Genomic DNA, 15,331 nt, shown 5'->3' with positions numbered 1-15,331 from the left:
AACAGCATGTCTGGGGGAGTAACAGATGTGGCGAGCAACGCGAGGGAAAGGAAGGAACATCGGAAAGAGATTCGGTGGGTCGATCCACGACAGGATCGCTTCCGTCGATACCGCTCGTCCTGAGCGCCACCGAATCGTCAAGCGGTCCTTCGTTTGACTGCAATACGTTCGACTACCGTAACGTTTCGACTCCAGCCACGCGGCGATCCGAGACACCGATGGTCCGCCGAGGAGCGGGCTGCCTGCCCGTCTTCAGGGGATCCCTCCCCTGTTGCACCTTCCTGGCGCCTCCTCGCGGTCATCACAAGATAGGCGCCCGGCGTCCCGGCCAATAGATTCAAATGCGCCGGTACAGGCAGTGCATTTGCGGGGAAAAATACTTTTCACAACATCATGTTACCTTGAGTTTCATTACTCCCCCTGAAAACCGCGCTGGCGCGCCCAGACGATCGCCTCGCCGCGACTGTGAACGCCCAGCTTCTGGTAGAGCGACGCCACGTAGTTGCGCACGGTGCTATGGGCCAGATCCAGCCGGGTGGCGATGCGCTTGTCCGAGAGTCCGGCACAAATCAGCCCCAATACATCGCGCTCGCGGGCACTGAGGTCCGCCAGTGCCATTTGCTGGGTTCCCGAGGCATCGGTGCCCGCATTGCGAACGTTGGCCAGCTTTTCCACCAGCGTGCGAGTGAACCAGGACGCATCTTTCATCACTGCCTCGATCGCATCGGAAAGCTGGTTCTCGTAACGCTTGCGCTCGCTGATATCCACCAGGGTCAGCAGCAGGCAGGCACGACGATTGATTTCGACCGCCTCCGCTGCCAGCACGTAGATGGTGGGCGCGTGGACGTCATCGACACCCTGCACCTCCATGCCCTCCACATGGCCTGACTCCCCCAGTGCTTTCAGCAACTGCTTGCGTGTCTGCGGCGTGAAGAGCGAATAGTCCTCCAGCCCGGGTGGCTCCGACGCATTGGCGCGACGGCCCAGATCACGCTCGAAGGCCGCATTCGCTTCGATCAGCGTGAGGCTGTCGGCTGACACCAGAGCCGTGGGGACCGGCGACATCTGGAATACCGTGGCGAACAGCGCCTCGCTCTGGCGCAGGGCGTGCTGCGCCTGGCGAGCCGGTTCCAGATCGGTGAAGGTCAACAGCATGCAGGGGGCGTTCTCGACATCGATCGGTTGACCGGCGACGATCACGCTCTTGCTGTCGCTGTCCTGCCGGCCGAGTTGCAGGACCGCTTCGGTCTGGGGAATCGACCAGCCGGCACAGAGCCGCTGGATCGCCGACTCGCGCTGAGGCGAATGGGCGAACACGTCGAACTCGTAGATCGAGCGTCCCAGGATCTCCTCGGCTGTCAGCTCGGCCATGTCCAGGAAGCCCTGATTGACCCGAATGAAGCGCTGACTATCGAGGCGGCAGATCAGCGCCGGCGCCGGGTTGGCGTTGAACGAGCGCTCGAAGCGCTCCTCGGCGCTCGTGAGTTCGGTGATGTCCTCGATGATCAGGGCCAGTGCATCGGGGCGGCCCTCCCGCGAGAGTGTTCTGCCACGCACCCGGTGATGACGAACGGGCAGCTCGGGGTCGGCAGGTCGGACTTCGAGGATCACGTCCTCGAACGCTTCTCCCTCCAGCAGGCGCTCCATTGGCGACCGCCCCTCGCCGACCTCATGGTGATTGCGATAGTAGAGCTCGAAGCGCCGTCGGTAGGCGTCGACGTCGGGCCCTAGTTCCTCGATCGATTCGGCCCCATGCATCGCAAGCGCCGCCGGGTTGGCCCAGCGTAGGCGTCCATCGGGATCCAGAAGCACAATGCCGTCGGAGAGATCGGCGATGAGTTGGTGCAGCGGCGACTGAATCACGCCGGGATCGTCTTTCGGTTCCGACATCTCGTTTCACCACCCTCGGTCATGCTCGGCGTCGATCACGACGCCGGGCGCTGTTCGAATCGCACACGCCATTCCCGTGTCGACCGACGCTCTCCGCAGCTCGGGTCAGCCACTTGCCACACCAAACGCCCACCCCACCAGCGCCGTGACCCCCATCGCCAACGCGCCCCAGAAAGTGACCCGCACGATGGCCACCCATAGACGCGCCCCCCCGATTCGGGCCGACAGCGCACCCAGCAACGCCAGCGCCAGCAACGACCCCAACGCCACCGTGACGGATGTCGCCATCGTGAATGGGGCCAGCAGCACGCAGATCATCGGCAGCGCCGCGCCGGACAGGAACATCAAGGCCGACGCCATGGCCGCCTGAAGCGGCCTCGCCTGATTGACGGTGCTGAACCCCAGTTCGTCGCGGGCATGGGCAGCCAGCGCATCATGGCGCATTAGCTTCTCGGCGACTTCGTGAGCCAGGGCAGGCGCCAGCCCACGGGCTTCGTAGATCTCCGCCAGCTCGCGCACCTCGTGGGCATAGTTGGCCTTGAGCTCGCGCCGCTCCCGCGCCAGATCGGCGCGCTCGGTATCCTTCTGCGAGCTGACCGAGACATATTCGCCCGCCGCCATCGACATCGCGCCGGCCACCGCCCCGGCTGCCCCGGCCGTGAGCACCCCACCCAGCCCCGCACCCGCCGTCGCCATGCCGATCACCAGGCTGGCGGTCGACACGATACCGTCGTTGGCGCCCAGTACCGCGGCCCGCAACCAGCCCACGCGGTCCGAATAGTGGCGCTCCTTGGGTATGGTCATGCCCGGCTGCTGCCCTGACTCCAATGTCATGCCGCTCTCCGTCCTCTTTCCGTCTGCGTACCCGTCGTCTCTACCGCCCTTTCCAGAGCACCGAGTCCGTCCATCTTAAGTCAAGCCGTCCACGGAGAGACAAGCTTTCTTCACCCATTCGACTTTTCCGAAAATTCACTCCCTATCGCCCTCTCCAATTTACCGAAATGGTGCTGATTTTGGATGAACGATAGGTTTGGTTTTTCCTGAAAAAAGCATTTGTTTTATTGCCGACTTCGCCATTCTCTTATCCGAATCAAAGGCAAACACCAGACAACAAATCGATATTTTATTCGGCTATCGCAAAATTTTAGCGTTCTTCTTCGCCACTTCATCCGAGAACCGCCACGGCCTAGCACAAACCAATATTGGTGATATTTACCACCTTGGTATTAATCACATCAGCTACAACTCGCACGAATCTATTATAAGGCATTGATTTAATTATAAAAACATAACCACCCAATAATCATAGTTCATACCTTTGTCTTTATAGACCATGGTTACAATGAAAGTTTACGGAGTTATGGAAATAATGGCTCCCCACAAACGAAGCCCGATCGCGCCAACGACGGCCGACCCGACCGATGGGGAACATCACTGGTTTTCGCCAAAACAGGCACTGTCCCAGGCAGAGGATCGAACCGACTTTGACGCCTTTTCTCGGCTATCCGTTGTCGTTGATACCCGACAGAACATACCGATGGCAGCATGATCGCTCCATGGCGGTTGGCGGTATGAGGTTGGACCAACGGTGACGATATCCAGGGAATACGGCAACGATACCCATAGTTAATAAAAAATGGATTGACTCATATCTCTTTCGATATCGATCGCGATATTGAGTATGTCGAGCACGACGCTTTGGCAGAGCCATTCACGACTCCCCCGATACGTCGGTGGCGATTCTCTCCCAGAGCGCCTTGCGTAGCCGAATGCTTCATCCGGCTGCCCAAACAGCAATCAATGACAAGACCACGAGGGACACCAATAATGATTGCCTCACACTCCGTGCTACGCCGGCCTCTCCTTACCGCCGTCCTCGGCGCCTCATGCATCATGCCGGCCCTGGCTTACGCCGATATCAACCCCGAGTTCTTCGGCTATGCCCGATCCGGTATCGGCTCGACCTCCGGTGGCGGCAGCCAGACCTGCTTCAAGGCCTCCGGCGCACCGGCCAAATACCGCCTGGGCAACGAATGCGAGACTTATGCCGAGATCGGCCTGGGCGCGCAGCTCTATCAGCAGCAGGATACGTCGTTCGACTTCGCCAGCCGGGTCGCCTACGTCACCGCGCAGGACAACGACGACGAATCGCTCAAGGACGACGACAACAACATCTCGCTTCGGGAGATGTACGTCTCCGGCAACAATGTCGTCGGCGGCCTCCCCGGTGCCTCGCTCTGGGCGGGCAAGCGCTTCTACAAGCGTCACGACATCCACATGAACGACTTCTACTACTGGGATGTATCGGGCCCCGGTGTGGGGATTTCGGATATCGATGTCGGCACCGGCAAGCTCAGCTTCGCCTGGACCCGCAGCGAAGGTACCGACGACGGTGATGGCCTGTTCCCCGATTCCGGCCAGCAGATCTCCGACGACACCCTCGATGCGCGCTGGAGCGACATCCCGGTCAATCCCGGCGGCTCGCTGGAGCTCGGGGTCGACTACGGCCGTTCTTCGCTGTCCGAATGGCAGAAGGATTACTACGACGACCAGGGCGTCGACTACGACGAGGGCGACAAAGGCTGGATGGGCACCATCGAGCATACCCAGAGTGGCTGGTTCGGCGGCAGCAACACTTTCGCGGTGCAGTACGCCACCGACGGCATCATCACCCGCGATGGCAATGCGGTGGGTCGGGGCACCGGCGCCCTGCGCCAGGAAGGCAGCATGTGGCGCGCGCTCGACCACGGTCAGGTCTGGCTGATACCAGATCAACTCGACATGCTCTATGCCCTCGTCTACGAGGACAAGGACATGGACGACAACAGCGGTCGCAAGTGGTTCTCCGCCGGTGTGCGCCCGGTCTACTACTGGAGCGATATCATGAGCACCGCGGTCGAGCTGGGCTATGACCATATCGAACCGCAGAGTGGCGTGACCGGCTACAACGACAGCGATCATCACCTGACCAAACTGACCATCGCCCAGCAGTGGTCGGCGGGACGCGGCGCCATGATCCGCCCCACCATCCGGCTGTTCGCCACCTATGCCAAATGGAGCGGTGACGCCTATACCGACGCCCGCAATGCCAACTCGCTCGATACCGGTGCCGGCCCCAACAACGTCGATTTCGACGACACCGACGGGCTGACGTTCGGCGCCCAGATGGAGGTGTGGTGGGGTAGCTGAGCCCCGACCGCGAGATCCATGCTCGCGCTGTTTCGATCCCTTGGGCTCCGGAGACTTGTCGCTCCGGAGCCGTTTTCGTCTCCAGCAGGAGTTCCCGAATGTTGAGTTCGTATCGTCTCGCCGTACCCTTGAGCACGCTCCTTTTCGCCCTGGCGGGATGCAGCACGCCGCTGATGGCACCGCAGTCCCCGACCATTCCGGCCCAGCAGGGGCAGCAGGCGCTGGCCAGCGCACCGGACTGCTGCACCTCGCTGGCCAGGCTGCCGTATCGGCCGATATCGGCCCAGGAGACCCTGACGCTGGACTTCACGCCACAGGCACCGGTTCACGATTTCGGCGACGGCAAGAGCTTCTTCCAGGCGTTCGCGCTGCCCCGCAACAACGGCCCGGTAGCGATCAGCGTCACCAGCCCGATCCGGGACGGCCAGCTCTTCGCGCCCACCCTCCTGGTCCTCGACGCGGCGTTCCAGCCGGTCAGGCAAGTCCCGAGCGATTCGCTCCGGGTACGTCGCCCCACCGGCTTCTCCAGCGCCCGTCTCGAGGGCCAGTTCAGTCTGACCCCCGGCCCCGACGCCCAGTACCTCGTCATCTATTCGAGCGAGCAGGATCGCCGGGCAACGACGAGCTACGAGTCGGAAGCGAAAGCCTATGCTCGGGTCAGAGGTCTTGCCGAGCCCCCCGGGCCAGACCCTCGCGCCGTACATGCCGCCACCGGCACGCTCACCCTCGAGGTCGCCTCGCTGACCGGCAACACCGGCCTGACGCCGCTGACCACCGCAGCCCCCCCGCCAGCGCAACGCCCGGCGCCGTCCGAATCTCAGGGTGTGGCCCCGGCGCCCGCTTCGGCCACGACGAGCCATAACGCCGACTTCGACTACCGCCGCATGATCGATGCCGCACTCAAGGCCGGCGATATCGAGCTCGCCCTGGAGCTGGCCGATCGCGCGGAACGCAGCGGACATCCCGGCACCCGCGCCTGGCTGGCCGAGCGACTGCAGGCCAGGACGCCCTGAGTCAATCTCGAGGTTTCGGGCGATGAGGTAGCGTCGGTTACCGTCGTGGCGATACGTTGGCGCCACGACGGCAAGCCGGAGTTAAGCCAACCCTAAGCCGGTGACGCTTAGGATGGTGGCTCCCTTGTGCCTCAGAGGATTGCCCGTCGTGAACGACACGCTACCCAATCGCTATTCGGCGAAGGCCCGCCATTTTCACTGGACCGTTGCCGCCCTGGTCGTGCTGGCCTACGCGCTCATCCTGTCGACGGATATCTTCCCACGCGATACCGGCATACCGGCCCTGCTGCTGCAGAGCCACTTCTGGGCCGGTATCGGCGTGCTGCTGCTGGCGATTCCCCGCCTGATCGAACGCCTTCGCCATACGCCCCCGTCCGTGTCGCCGCCACTGCACCCGAAGCTCGAACTGCTGTCGCGACTCACCCATTGGGCGCTCTACGCGTTTCTGTTCGCCCAGCCGCTGCTGGGCATCGCAACGGTGTGGCTGAGCGACGGCGCGATCCCGATCCCCGGTACATCACTGGCGATACCCTCACCCTTCGGCGTGTTGCCGCACTGGGGGCACTCGCTGGAGTCGATCCACAAGACGCTGGGCACGGTGTTCTACTACGTGATCGGCTTGCATATCGCGGCAGTGGTCTGGCACCAGTTCGTACGCCGGGACAACCTGCTCAAGCGAATGTGGTGACGTGATAGCGTGAAGCGCCGCGACGGTGGGCTCCGGTGAGTGGCGACGCGACGCCGTTCGCGCCGCCACGACCCCTCACTCGAGGATATGGAAACCGTCGAGGTAGCGCTCGTTGAGGGAGAGGCCGAGCCCCGGCACGTCGTCGGCAAGATCGAGATGGCCCTCGACCGGTTCCGGGTCGCCCTCGAACAGGTAGTAGAAGAGCTCGTTGCCGATCTCGACGTCATGCACCGGGAAGAACTCCGACATTGGCGATGCCAGCGACGACATCGTCAGATGGTAGTTGTGCATCTGCCCCGCATGCGGGATCACCGGCACCTCGAACGCTTCCGCCATGGCATTGATCTTGCGCGCCACGGTGATGCCGCCAACCCGGTTGGTATCGTACTGGATCACCGAGACCGCACGCTTTTCCAGCAACTGGCGGAAACCGTGGACGGTGAACTCATGCTCGCCGCCGGAGATCGGCATCGGCGCGATGCGATTGAGCTCGGCATAGCCGTCGATATCGTCGGCGATGACCGGCTCCTCCAGCCAGCGCAGGTCGAACGGCGCCAACCTGGGCAGCATGCGCCGGGCGTAGTCGAGGTTCCAGCCCATGTAGCAGTCGGCCATCAGGTCGATATCCTCACCGATCACCTCGCGGACCGCTGCCACGCTCTTGAGATTCTCACGCATGCCTCTTGGCCCGTCCTTGGGCCCATAGCCGAAACGCATCTTCATCGCCTGGAAGCCCTGATCGAGATAGCCTTGCGCCTCCGCCTGCATGACCTCGAGATCGTCGTGGTAAAGCTTGGAGGCGTAGCACGGGATCTTCTCCTTGGTGCGCCCGCCGAGGAGCTTGAACACCGGCTTGTCGAGCGCCTTGCCCATCAGGTCCCAGATCGCGATATCGACGCCGGAGATCGCCGCCATGCCGATGCCACGCCGCCCCCAGGCCAGCGTGGCGCGGTACATGCGCTGCCACAGGTATTCGTAGTCGAACGGATCCTGGCCTACGATCAGCGGCGCCAGATGCCCATCGACGATGGTCTTGGCGACCCGCGGCGCCAACGCCACGTTGCCAAGACCGACCAGACCGCTGTCGGTCTCGATCTCGATCACCGTCCAGCCGTGAAAGCGAAAGCTCTGCATCGCATCGCCGCGATCCCACAGCGCATCCATGGCGTTGGTGCAGAAGTGCGCCTTGGGCGGCACCGTCTCGCCTTTCCATTCGAAAACCCGGGCGCGGACGCGGGTGATTTTCATATCGGGACTCCTTGTCATTCGACGGGCGGCCATCAACCCACGAAGGCGTTGGCGACCAGCAGCGCCACCAGCCCGGTGGCCCAGCCCAGGGTGGTCGGCACCGACAGCACCAGCAGCTGATGCTTGGCGGTCTTGACCCCCAGCAGCCGGTTGACGACCCAGAAATAGCTGTCGTTGAAATAGCTGAAGAACAGTCCGCCCAGGCACGCCGCCTGCGCCGCCAGCACCATGTTGACGTCCGGCATCGAGGCCAGGATCGGCGCCGAGATCGACGCCCCGGTGATCATGGATACCGTGCCGCTGCCCTGCACGAAGCGCACCAGGGTGGCGATGATGAACGGGATCAGCACCGCCGGCAGCGCCAACCCGGCAATGCTCTCGCCGATGTAGTCACCGGCACCGCTGGCTCGCAGCACGGCACCCAATGCGCCCCCGGCACCGGTGACCAGCAGGATGATACCGGCGCTTTCGACCCCTTTTTCCAGATGCGCCAGGACCTGGTCCTTGGGCATCTTCGGCACCAGCCCGTAGACCGCCACCAGTACGCCGATACCGACCGCGATCACCGGATGACCGACGAACTGGACCACCTGCACGAAAATGCCGGGCGCATCGCTGCCGCCCACCACGGCGGTGACCAGGGTATTGAAGAAGATAAGCGCGATCGGCAAGGCGATCGGCAGCACCGACTTGAACAGCGTCGGCAGTTCGCTCTCCTCGAGGGGCGCCGCGAGCGGGTCATCCGTCGCGTCCCGCTTCAGCGATCCCGGTACGTCACGCTCGATCATCGCCTCGATACGCGGGCCCATGAAGCGGGCATAGAGCACCATCACGATCAGCGCCGGCGCGGTGAAGACCAGGCCCCAGGCGATCATCAGACCGATATCGACACCGAAGATACCGGCGACGCCCAGCGGGCCCGGTGTCGGCGGTACCGCACTGTGGGTGACCGCCAGCCCCGAGGCCAGCGCGATGCCGAGCGTGAGCACCGAGCGCCCGCTGTTGCGCGCCAGTGCCCGCACCAGCGGATTGAGTATCACGTAGGCGGAGTCGCAGAAGATCGGGATCGAGACGATATAACCGGTCAGCGCCATCGCCCAATCCTCGCGCTCCTTGCCGAGCAGCTTGAGGATCGAATAGGCCATGCGCTGGCCGGCGCCGGAGACTTCGAGAATCCGCCCCATCATCACCCCGAAGCCGATCACCAGGCCGATGGTGGAGAGGGTCTTGCCGAAGCCGGTGGTGATGGCATCGATCACCGCATTGGGCGACATGCCGCCGAACAGACCGGCGATCGAGGCGGCGATGACCAGGGCGAGCAGCGCGTGAACGCGGGTCTTCAGCACCAGCGCGATCATCACGAAGATGGCGATACCCAGGCCGATGATGACCTGGGGTCCAGCAACGGCGTCTGTCATGGCGTGAACTCCTTGTGGGCTTTATTGCGTATTGTTGCCTGCTTGGTTCAAGGAACGGTTCTGTCGAGTCGGGAGTGTCTTGTCGGAGACCGGATCAGTGATCGAGCTCGTCCTCCCGGTAGGCATGGATGATGGCGTCGAAATCGCTGTCGGCCCGGAAACCGAGCTTCAGTGGTCGTTCGGTATCCAGCCCGCCCGGCCAGCTGGCAACGATGGCATCGATCCCGGCATCCGGCTCGAAGCGCACCCGTTGGCGAGCCGACGGGCCGGCCACGCGCTCCAGCGCGTCGAGCATCGCGGTGACCGTCAACGTGATCCCGGGCAGGTTGAGCGTGCGCCAGTCGCCCAGCGCCTCACCCTCGATCGACAGCGCATGGGTCAGGTTGGCGACCACGGCACGGGGCGAGGAGAGCCACAGCGCCAGGCCGGCATCCACCGGACAAACCGCTTCGACGCCCGCGAGCGGCTCGCGGATGATCGAGCTGGCAAACGACGACGCCGCCCGATTGGGCTTGCCGGGGCGCACCACGATGGTGGGCAGGCGGCAGACCCGGCCATCGACGAAGCCGCGCCGGCTGTAGTCGTTGACCAGCAGCTCGCCCATCGCCTTCTGCGCGCCATAGGAGGAGCGCGGCTGCGGGCCGATCGCCTCGGCCACCGGCTGGGCCAGCCCCGGACCGAATACGGCCAGCGAGCTGGCGAACAGGAAACGCAGCCGCTTCGGATGGGCGCGGCACGCTTCCAGCAGCGTGCGAGTGGCATCCAGGTTGACCCGCATGCCGAGCTCGAAGTCCGCCTCGGCCTGGGCGCTGACCACCGCCGCCAGGTGGCAGACGGCGCCGGTATCGTCGCCAAGGGCTCGTTCGATCAGCGCAGGATCGGCGACATCGCCGGTGAGCGATTCGACCCGGCCTTCGGCTACCGGACACGGCGCCAGATCGATCGACGTCACTCGCGTGACGGCCTGCCCTGCGATAGAGACCTCTCCCGATAGCAGTTGCCGAATCAGCCTTGCGCCGAGAAAACCGGCGCCTCCCGTCACGATCACGTGCATTCGCTCTCTCTCCTGATGCCGGTGAATTGCCACTTGCCTCACGCCGTCGACGGGCTCGAATTGACCAAAGGCGAATTGCGTCGACGATCGAGATTTAACATCTTGTCTGACAAATTCGGCGCACAGGCAATATCGCCATTGGTCGGAGAGCGCAGCGGAGCACCGTCGTCACGGCAGTTGGCGATGATCCGCTTCGACGAACGCATGAGAGATCCCAACCGTGAATCAAGAACCGCGAACCAGCCGCGTGAGTGAAACCTCGGAACCGCCATCGCGCGGCCCGCAGCTCTCCGAACAGGTCGCCCAACGGCTGAGCGATGCCATCCAGGCCGGCGAATGGGGCCGGGGCGCGCGCCTGCCCACCGAGGCGGCGCTGGGCGAGCGATTCGGCATCAGCCGCTCGGTGGTGCGCGAAGCGATATCGATGTTGCGCAATGGGGGGCTCGTCACCTCGCGTCGCGGCAGCGGCAGCTTCGTCGCCGAATCCCCGACGGTCTCGCTGCGTCTAGCGATTCCCGATCCCGACCTGCAGTCGGTGGTCGAGGTGCTGGAGCTGCGGCGTCCGCTGGAGGTGGAAGCCGCCCGGCTCGCCGCCGAACGCCACACCCCCTCCCAGTTGCGTCGAATCCGAAACGCCATGGCGGATATCGACGAAGCGGTCGAGGCAGGGCTTTCCGGTGTCGACCAGGATCTCGCCTTCCACCGCGCCATCGCCGAGGCGGCCAACAATAGCCACTTCACCGCCGTGCTCGATTTCTACAACCGCTTCTTGCACCAGGCAATCCGGGTGACGCGGACCAACGAGTCGCTGCGCGACACCTTCATGCAGCAGGTCGTCGCCGAGCACCAGGCGATACTCGATGCCATCGCCGCCGGCGATGGCGAGGCCGCCGCCCGCGCCGTCGCCACGCATCTGGAACACGCCGAAACGCGCCTGCGCCAGGCGCCGACCGATCTGCTCGAGCGCGTGGAAGCGCAGCGCGGATCGGCCTCGATGTCATCGACAGAGTCCACGGGAGGCAATTCGCGATGAGTACCACACAACGACCGTGGGTCGGGGTCATCGGGCTGGGCTCGATGGGGATGGGCATGGCCCTGTCGCTGGTCCGCGCCGGCTTCGAGACCTGGGGCTGCGACCTCCGCGAGGAAGCGCGAGCGGGTTTTACCAAGGGCGGCGGGCACGCCGTGGCGACGCCCGCAGCGATGGCGGCCGAGGTCGAGATCGTGCTGACCGTAGTGGTCAACGCCGAGCAGACCCGCAGCGTGCTGTTCGGCGACGGCGGCCTGCTGCCGGGGTTGAAGCCGGGCAGCCTGGTGATCTCGTGTGCGACCTGCGCCCCGGATGCCGTGCAGGCGCTGGGGGCCGACCTTGCCGAGCGTGACATCCACCTGCTCGACGCGCCAATTTCGGGCGGGTCGGTCAAGGCGGCCGCCGGTCAGTTGACGATGATGGCGTCTGGCCCCGCGGCGCTGTTCGAGCGCGCCGAAGCGGTCCTCGACGCCCTCGCCGCCAAGGTGTTCCGGCTCGGCGACGAGCTCGGCCAGGGCTCCCAGGTGAAACTGGTCAATCAGCTGCTGGCGGGCGTGCATATCGCCGCCGCCGCCGAGGCGATGGCCTACGGCATTCGCGGCGGCTGCGATCCGCAGACGCTTTACGAGGTGATCACCCAGAGCGCCGGCAACTCCTGGATGTTCGAAAACCGCGTGCCGCACATCCTGGCCGGCGACTACACCCCCCACTCGGCGGTGGATATCTTCGTCAAGGATCTGGGCATCGTTCACGATACCGCCCATCGCGACAAGTTCCCGCTGCCGCTGACCGCCCAGGCGCTGAGCCAGTTCACCCTGGCTTCCGCCCAGGGGCTGGGCCGCGAGGATGACTCGGCGGTGATCAAGATCTATCCGGGTATCGAGCTGCCCGGCACGGCGGCCAACGACGCCGGTCCCAACGATCACGGAGGTGCTTGAGCGATGGCGGACTCTCTTTCGAAAACGGATGAGCGACGGCCCCGCGCCCGACCGATTCTGGGCTGCATCGCCGATGACTTCACCGGTGCCACCGATCTCGCCAGTCAGCTGGTCGGCGCCGGGATGCGCACGCTGCAGACCATCGGCACGCCCGACATACCGCTGGAAGCGGATGTCGATGCGGTGGTGGTGGCGCTGAAGTCGCGCACGATCCCTGCCAAGGACGCCATCGAACAATCGATCCAGGCGCTCGACTGGCTGCGCGAACAGGGCTGCGAGCAGTTCTACTTCAAGTACTGCTCGACCTTCGATTCGACCCCGGCAGGCAATATCGGCCCGGTCACCGAGGCGCTGATGGAAGCGCTGGAAACCGACTTCACCGTCGCCTGCCCGGCGCTGCCGGCCAATCGTCGCAGCGTGTTCAACGGCTATCTGTTCGCCAACGGCGTCCCGCTCAATGAAAGCGGCATGCAGGATCACCCGCTGACGCCGATGACCGACGCCAATCTGGTCCGCGTTCTCGGCGCCCAGACCCGCCACACCGTGGGCCTGATCGACTACAACACGCTACGCCAGGGTGATGCCGCCGTGAGCGCGCGCATCGAGGCGCTCAGGGCCGGGGGCGTCGGCATCGCGATCTGCGACGCCATCGATAACGACGACCTGTTCGTACTGGCCCGCGCCTGTCGCGAGCTGCCGCTGGTGACCGCGGGCTCCGGCCTGGCGCTGGCGCTGCCCGCCAATGTTGCCGGGCGCCTCGGCCATACCGAAGATGCCGCCCGGCTCGAACCCGTCACGGGTCGCGAGGCGGTGCTGAGCGGCAGCTGTTCGCGGGCCACGCTGGCCCAGATCGAACATGCCCGGCAGCACATGCCCAGCGTGCACCTCGACGCGCAGGCGCTAGCCGACGACTATCGGCGCGTCGTCGATGGCGCGCTGGAACACGCCGAAGCGCATCTGGAGGCCGGCCCAGTGCTGATCTATGCCAGCGCCTCACCCGAGGAGGTCCGTCTTGCCCAGCAGCGACTCGGCGTGCAGGAAGCCGGCGAGCTGGTCGAGAGCGCCATGGCCGAGATCGCCGCCGAGCTGGTGGGTCGGCTTGGCGTGTGCCGGTTGCTGGTGGCCGGTGGTGAGACCTCCGGCGCCGTGGTCGGCGCACTCGGCGTGCAGGGGCTGCGGATCGGTGAAAGCATCGACCCCGGCGTACCTTGGACGACCACCCTCGGGACCGACGAACCGCTGGCGCTGGCACTCAAGTCCGGCAACTTCGGCGCCACCGATTTCATGACCAAAGCCTGGAAACTGATGCCATGACCGCGATTCACACTTCCACATCCGCAACCGAGAACCGCCTGCGCGAGGAGATTACCGAGATCGGCCGCTCGTTCCGCAATCTGGGCATGGCGCCGGGCACCTCCGGCAATATCAGCGCCAAGCTAGAAGACGGCTGGCTGATGACACCGACCAACGCCAGCCTGGGCGCGCTGGATCCGGCGGAGATTTCCAAGCTCGACTGGGACGGCAACCTGCTCGCCGGCAAGCCGCCGACCAAGGAGTCCTTCCTGCACCGGGCCTTCTACGAACAGCGTCCGGATACCGGCGGTATCATCCATCTCCACGCCACGCACTCGGCGGCGGTCTCCTGCCTCAACGGGCTCGACGAGCACTCCTGTCTGCCGCCGATCACGCCCTACTTCGTGATGCGGGTCGGCCGCTTGCCGCTGGTGCCCTACTATCGCCCCGGCGACGCCGCGCTGGGCGACGCCGTGCGCGATTACGCCGCCGATCATTCCGCGGTACTCCTGGCCAATCACGGCCCGGTGGTGGCGGGAAAGACCATGGAAGCCGCGCGCAACGCCATCGAGGAGCTAGAGGAGACCGCCAAGCTCTATCTGCTGCTGCGTCAGCACGACGTGCGCACCCTGAACGAGAAGGAGATCGACGAACTGCGCGATGCGTTTGGCGCTCAGTGGTAGCCGGAGCCTCGCCTCCGAGAACCGCACTACCGCTTCTTTCTACACACTATTGATGGGATAACCGAGGAATCAGGCCATGCCGCGCTTCGCCGCCAATCTCAGCATGATGTTCAACGAAGTCCCATTCATGGAGCGCTTCGCCAAGGCCGCCGCCAACGGCTTCGCCGGGGTCGAGTTCCTGTTCCCCTACGACTTCGAGCCCGACGCCATCGCCGCCGAGCTGAAGCGTCACGGGCTCGAGCAGGTGCTGTTCAACCTGCCGCCGGGCGACTGGGCTGCCGGCGAGCGCGGGCTGGCTGCCCTGCCCGGCCGCGAGGCGGAGTTTCGGGAAAGTGTCGATACCGCCATTCGCTATGCCAAGGCGTTGAACTGCCCGCGCCTGCACGCCATGGCCGGGCTGGTTCCAGAGGCCGCGACCGATGATGTTTCCCGTGAAACATTCATCACTGCGGCAAGGGAGATTTACCTGGAAAATCTGAGGTTTGCAGCCAGAAAGCTTGCCGAGCACAACCTGACGCTGCTGATCGAGCCGATCAATACCCGCGACATGCCTGGCTACTTTCTCAATCACCAGGCCGATGGCCACGCCATTCTCGAGGAGTTGAACGAGCCCAACGTCAAGGTGCAGATGGATTTCTACCACACCCAGATCATGGATGGAGATATCTGGCGGACCTATCAGCGCTATCGCGATGGCGTCGGCCATATCCAGATCGCCGGCGTACCCGAACGGCATGAGCCGGATACCGGCGAGGTCAACTACCCGTGGCTATTCGTGCAGCTCGACGAGAATGGCTATGACGGTTGGCTGGGTTGCGAATACAGACCGCGCAGGGAGACCGAGACAGGGTTGGCATGGTATCGCGCCTCGCAGCAGCGCTGACGGA

Annotated in this window: 13 protein-coding genes; 8 read left to right on the top strand and 5 right to left on the bottom strand. The window is 64.4% G+C overall.

The window, feature by feature from the left end; genetic code table 11:
• Positions 1-411: 411 nt before the first annotated feature.
• Both DOM56_RS03420 and DOM56_RS03415 read right to left on the bottom strand, forming a co-directional pair.
• On the bottom strand, positions 412-1,890 hold the full coding sequence (locus DOM56_RS03420; protein ID WP_110707466.1) for a PAS domain-containing protein: 1,479 nt from the start codon (positions 1,888-1,890) through the stop codon (positions 412-414).
• A 105-nt stretch (positions 1,891-1,995) separates the two neighbouring features.
• Entirely contained in the window at positions 1,996-2,724 is a 729-nt protein-coding gene (locus DOM56_RS03415) for a VIT family protein (RefSeq protein ID WP_232822154.1), read from the bottom strand.
• Positions 2,725-3,717: 993 nt separating this feature from the next.
• Between DOM56_RS03415 and DOM56_RS03410 the strand changes: the two genes are divergently transcribed.
• The 3 genes from DOM56_RS03410 to DOM56_RS03400 all read left to right on the top strand — a co-directional run bounded on the left by DOM56_RS03410 (position 3,718) and on the right by DOM56_RS03400 (position 6,780).
• A complete protein-coding gene (locus DOM56_RS03410) occupies positions 3,718-5,079 on the top strand; it encodes a maltoporin (RefSeq protein ID WP_110707465.1) in 1,362 nt (453 codons plus the stop codon).
• Between the two features lie 98 nt (positions 5,080-5,177).
• On the top strand, positions 5,178-6,092 hold the full coding sequence (locus tag DOM56_RS03405) for a MalM family protein (protein ID WP_110707464.1): 915 nt from the start codon (positions 5,178-5,180) through the stop codon (positions 6,090-6,092).
• A 148-nt stretch (positions 6,093-6,240) separates the two neighbouring features.
• Positions 6,241-6,780: a cytochrome b gene (locus DOM56_RS03400; RefSeq protein WP_198655651.1), complete on the top strand. Its 540-nt coding sequence runs from the start codon at positions 6,241-6,243 to the stop codon at positions 6,778-6,780.
• 75 nt (positions 6,781-6,855) lie between these two features.
• Here the strand turns inward: DOM56_RS03400 and DOM56_RS03395 are convergent, their stop codons facing one another.
• From DOM56_RS03395 to denD, 3 genes are all read right to left on the bottom strand, one after another.
• Positions 6,856-8,028 carry an L-rhamnonate dehydratase gene (locus DOM56_RS03395; RefSeq protein ID WP_110707462.1) on the bottom strand — a complete coding sequence of 391 codons (1,173 nt, stop codon included), beginning with the start codon at positions 8,026-8,028 and terminating at the stop codon, positions 6,856-6,858.
• Between the two features lie 32 nt (positions 8,029-8,060).
• Complete coding sequence (locus DOM56_RS03390; protein WP_110707461.1) at positions 8,061-9,446, bottom strand: gluconate:H+ symporter; 1,386 nt, start codon at positions 9,444-9,446, stop codon at positions 8,061-8,063.
• A 94-nt stretch (positions 9,447-9,540) separates the two neighbouring features.
• On the bottom strand, positions 9,541-10,500 hold the full coding sequence (gene denD / locus DOM56_RS03385) for a D-erythronate dehydrogenase (RefSeq protein ID WP_110707460.1): 960 nt from the start codon (positions 10,498-10,500) through the stop codon (positions 9,541-9,543).
• 247 nt (positions 10,501-10,747) lie between these two features.
• On the opposite strand from denD, the gene DOM56_RS03380 reads away from it, so the two are divergent.
• From DOM56_RS03380 to otnI, 5 genes are all read left to right on the top strand, one after another.
• Positions 10,748-11,533 (top strand): FadR/GntR family transcriptional regulator, encoded by a 786-nt coding sequence (locus tag DOM56_RS03380; protein ID WP_110707601.1) that lies wholly within the window; start codon positions 10,748-10,750, stop codon positions 11,531-11,533.
• Positions 11,530-12,468 carry an L-threonate dehydrogenase gene (gene ltnD / locus DOM56_RS03375; protein WP_110707459.1) on the top strand — a complete coding sequence of 313 codons (939 nt, stop codon included), beginning with the start codon at positions 11,530-11,532 and terminating at the stop codon, positions 12,466-12,468. Before DOM56_RS03380 ends, ltnD begins: the two co-directional genes overlap by 4 nt.
• A gap of 3 nt (positions 12,469-12,471) precedes the next feature.
• On the top strand, positions 12,472-13,782 hold the full coding sequence (otnK, locus tag DOM56_RS03370) for a 3-oxo-tetronate kinase (protein WP_110707458.1): 1,311 nt from the start codon (positions 12,472-12,474) through the stop codon (positions 13,780-13,782).
• Positions 13,779-14,444, top strand: coding sequence for a 3-oxo-tetronate 4-phosphate decarboxylase (otnC, locus tag DOM56_RS03365; protein ID WP_110707457.1), 666 nt, complete (start codon positions 13,779-13,781; stop codon positions 14,442-14,444). Before otnK ends, otnC begins: the two co-directional genes overlap by 4 nt.
• 76 nt (positions 14,445-14,520) lie before the next feature.
• The gene (otnI, locus tag DOM56_RS03360) at positions 14,521-15,327 is read left to right on the top strand and encodes a 2-oxo-tetronate isomerase (protein WP_110707456.1); all 807 of its coding nucleotides are present in this window, start codon (positions 14,521-14,523) and stop codon (positions 15,325-15,327) included.
• The last annotated feature ends 4 nt before the right edge of the window (positions 15,328-15,331 follow it).

It is taken from the genome of Salinicola sp. CR57 (genome assembly GCF_003206585.1).
Taxonomy (GTDB): domain Bacteria; phylum Pseudomonadota; class Gammaproteobacteria; order Pseudomonadales; family Halomonadaceae; genus Salinicola; species Salinicola lusitanus.
The sequence above is the reverse complement of the archived record's forward strand: the minus strand, read 5'-3'. Positions and strand labels throughout refer to the sequence as shown.

Excerpts from the sequence above, each read along its gene's own strand:
- DOM56_RS03420 (WP_110707466.1), bottom strand. The coding sequence starts at position 1,890 with ATGTCGGAACCGAAAGACGATCCCGGCGTGATTCAGTCGCCGCTGCAC.
- otnK (WP_110707458.1), top strand. The coding sequence starts at position 12,472 with ATGGCGGACTCTCTTTCGAAAACGGATGAGCGACGGCCCCGCGCCCGA.
- DOM56_RS03415 (WP_232822154.1), bottom strand. The coding sequence starts at position 2,724 with ATGACATTGGAGTCAGGGCAGCAGCCGGGCATGACCATACCCAAGGAG.
- otnC (WP_110707457.1), top strand. The coding sequence starts at position 13,779 with ATGACCGCGATTCACACTTCCACATCCGCAACCGAGAACCGCCTGCGC.
- DOM56_RS03405 (WP_110707464.1), top strand. The coding sequence starts at position 5,178 with ATGTTGAGTTCGTATCGTCTCGCCGTACCCTTGAGCACGCTCCTTTTC.
- ltnD (WP_110707459.1), top strand. The coding sequence starts at position 11,530 with ATGAGTACCACACAACGACCGTGGGTCGGGGTCATCGGGCTGGGCTCG.
- DOM56_RS03410 (WP_110707465.1), top strand. The coding sequence starts at position 3,718 with ATGATTGCCTCACACTCCGTGCTACGCCGGCCTCTCCTTACCGCCGTC.
- DOM56_RS03390 (WP_110707461.1), bottom strand. The coding sequence starts at position 9,446 with ATGACAGACGCCGTTGCTGGACCCCAGGTCATCATCGGCCTGGGTATC.
- otnI (WP_110707456.1), top strand. The coding sequence starts at position 14,521 with ATGCCGCGCTTCGCCGCCAATCTCAGCATGATGTTCAACGAAGTCCCA.
- DOM56_RS03395 (WP_110707462.1), bottom strand. The coding sequence starts at position 8,028 with ATGAAAATCACCCGCGTCCGCGCCCGGGTTTTCGAATGGAAAGGCGAG.
- denD (WP_110707460.1), bottom strand. The coding sequence starts at position 10,500 with ATGCACGTGATCGTGACGGGAGGCGCCGGTTTTCTCGGCGCAAGGCTG.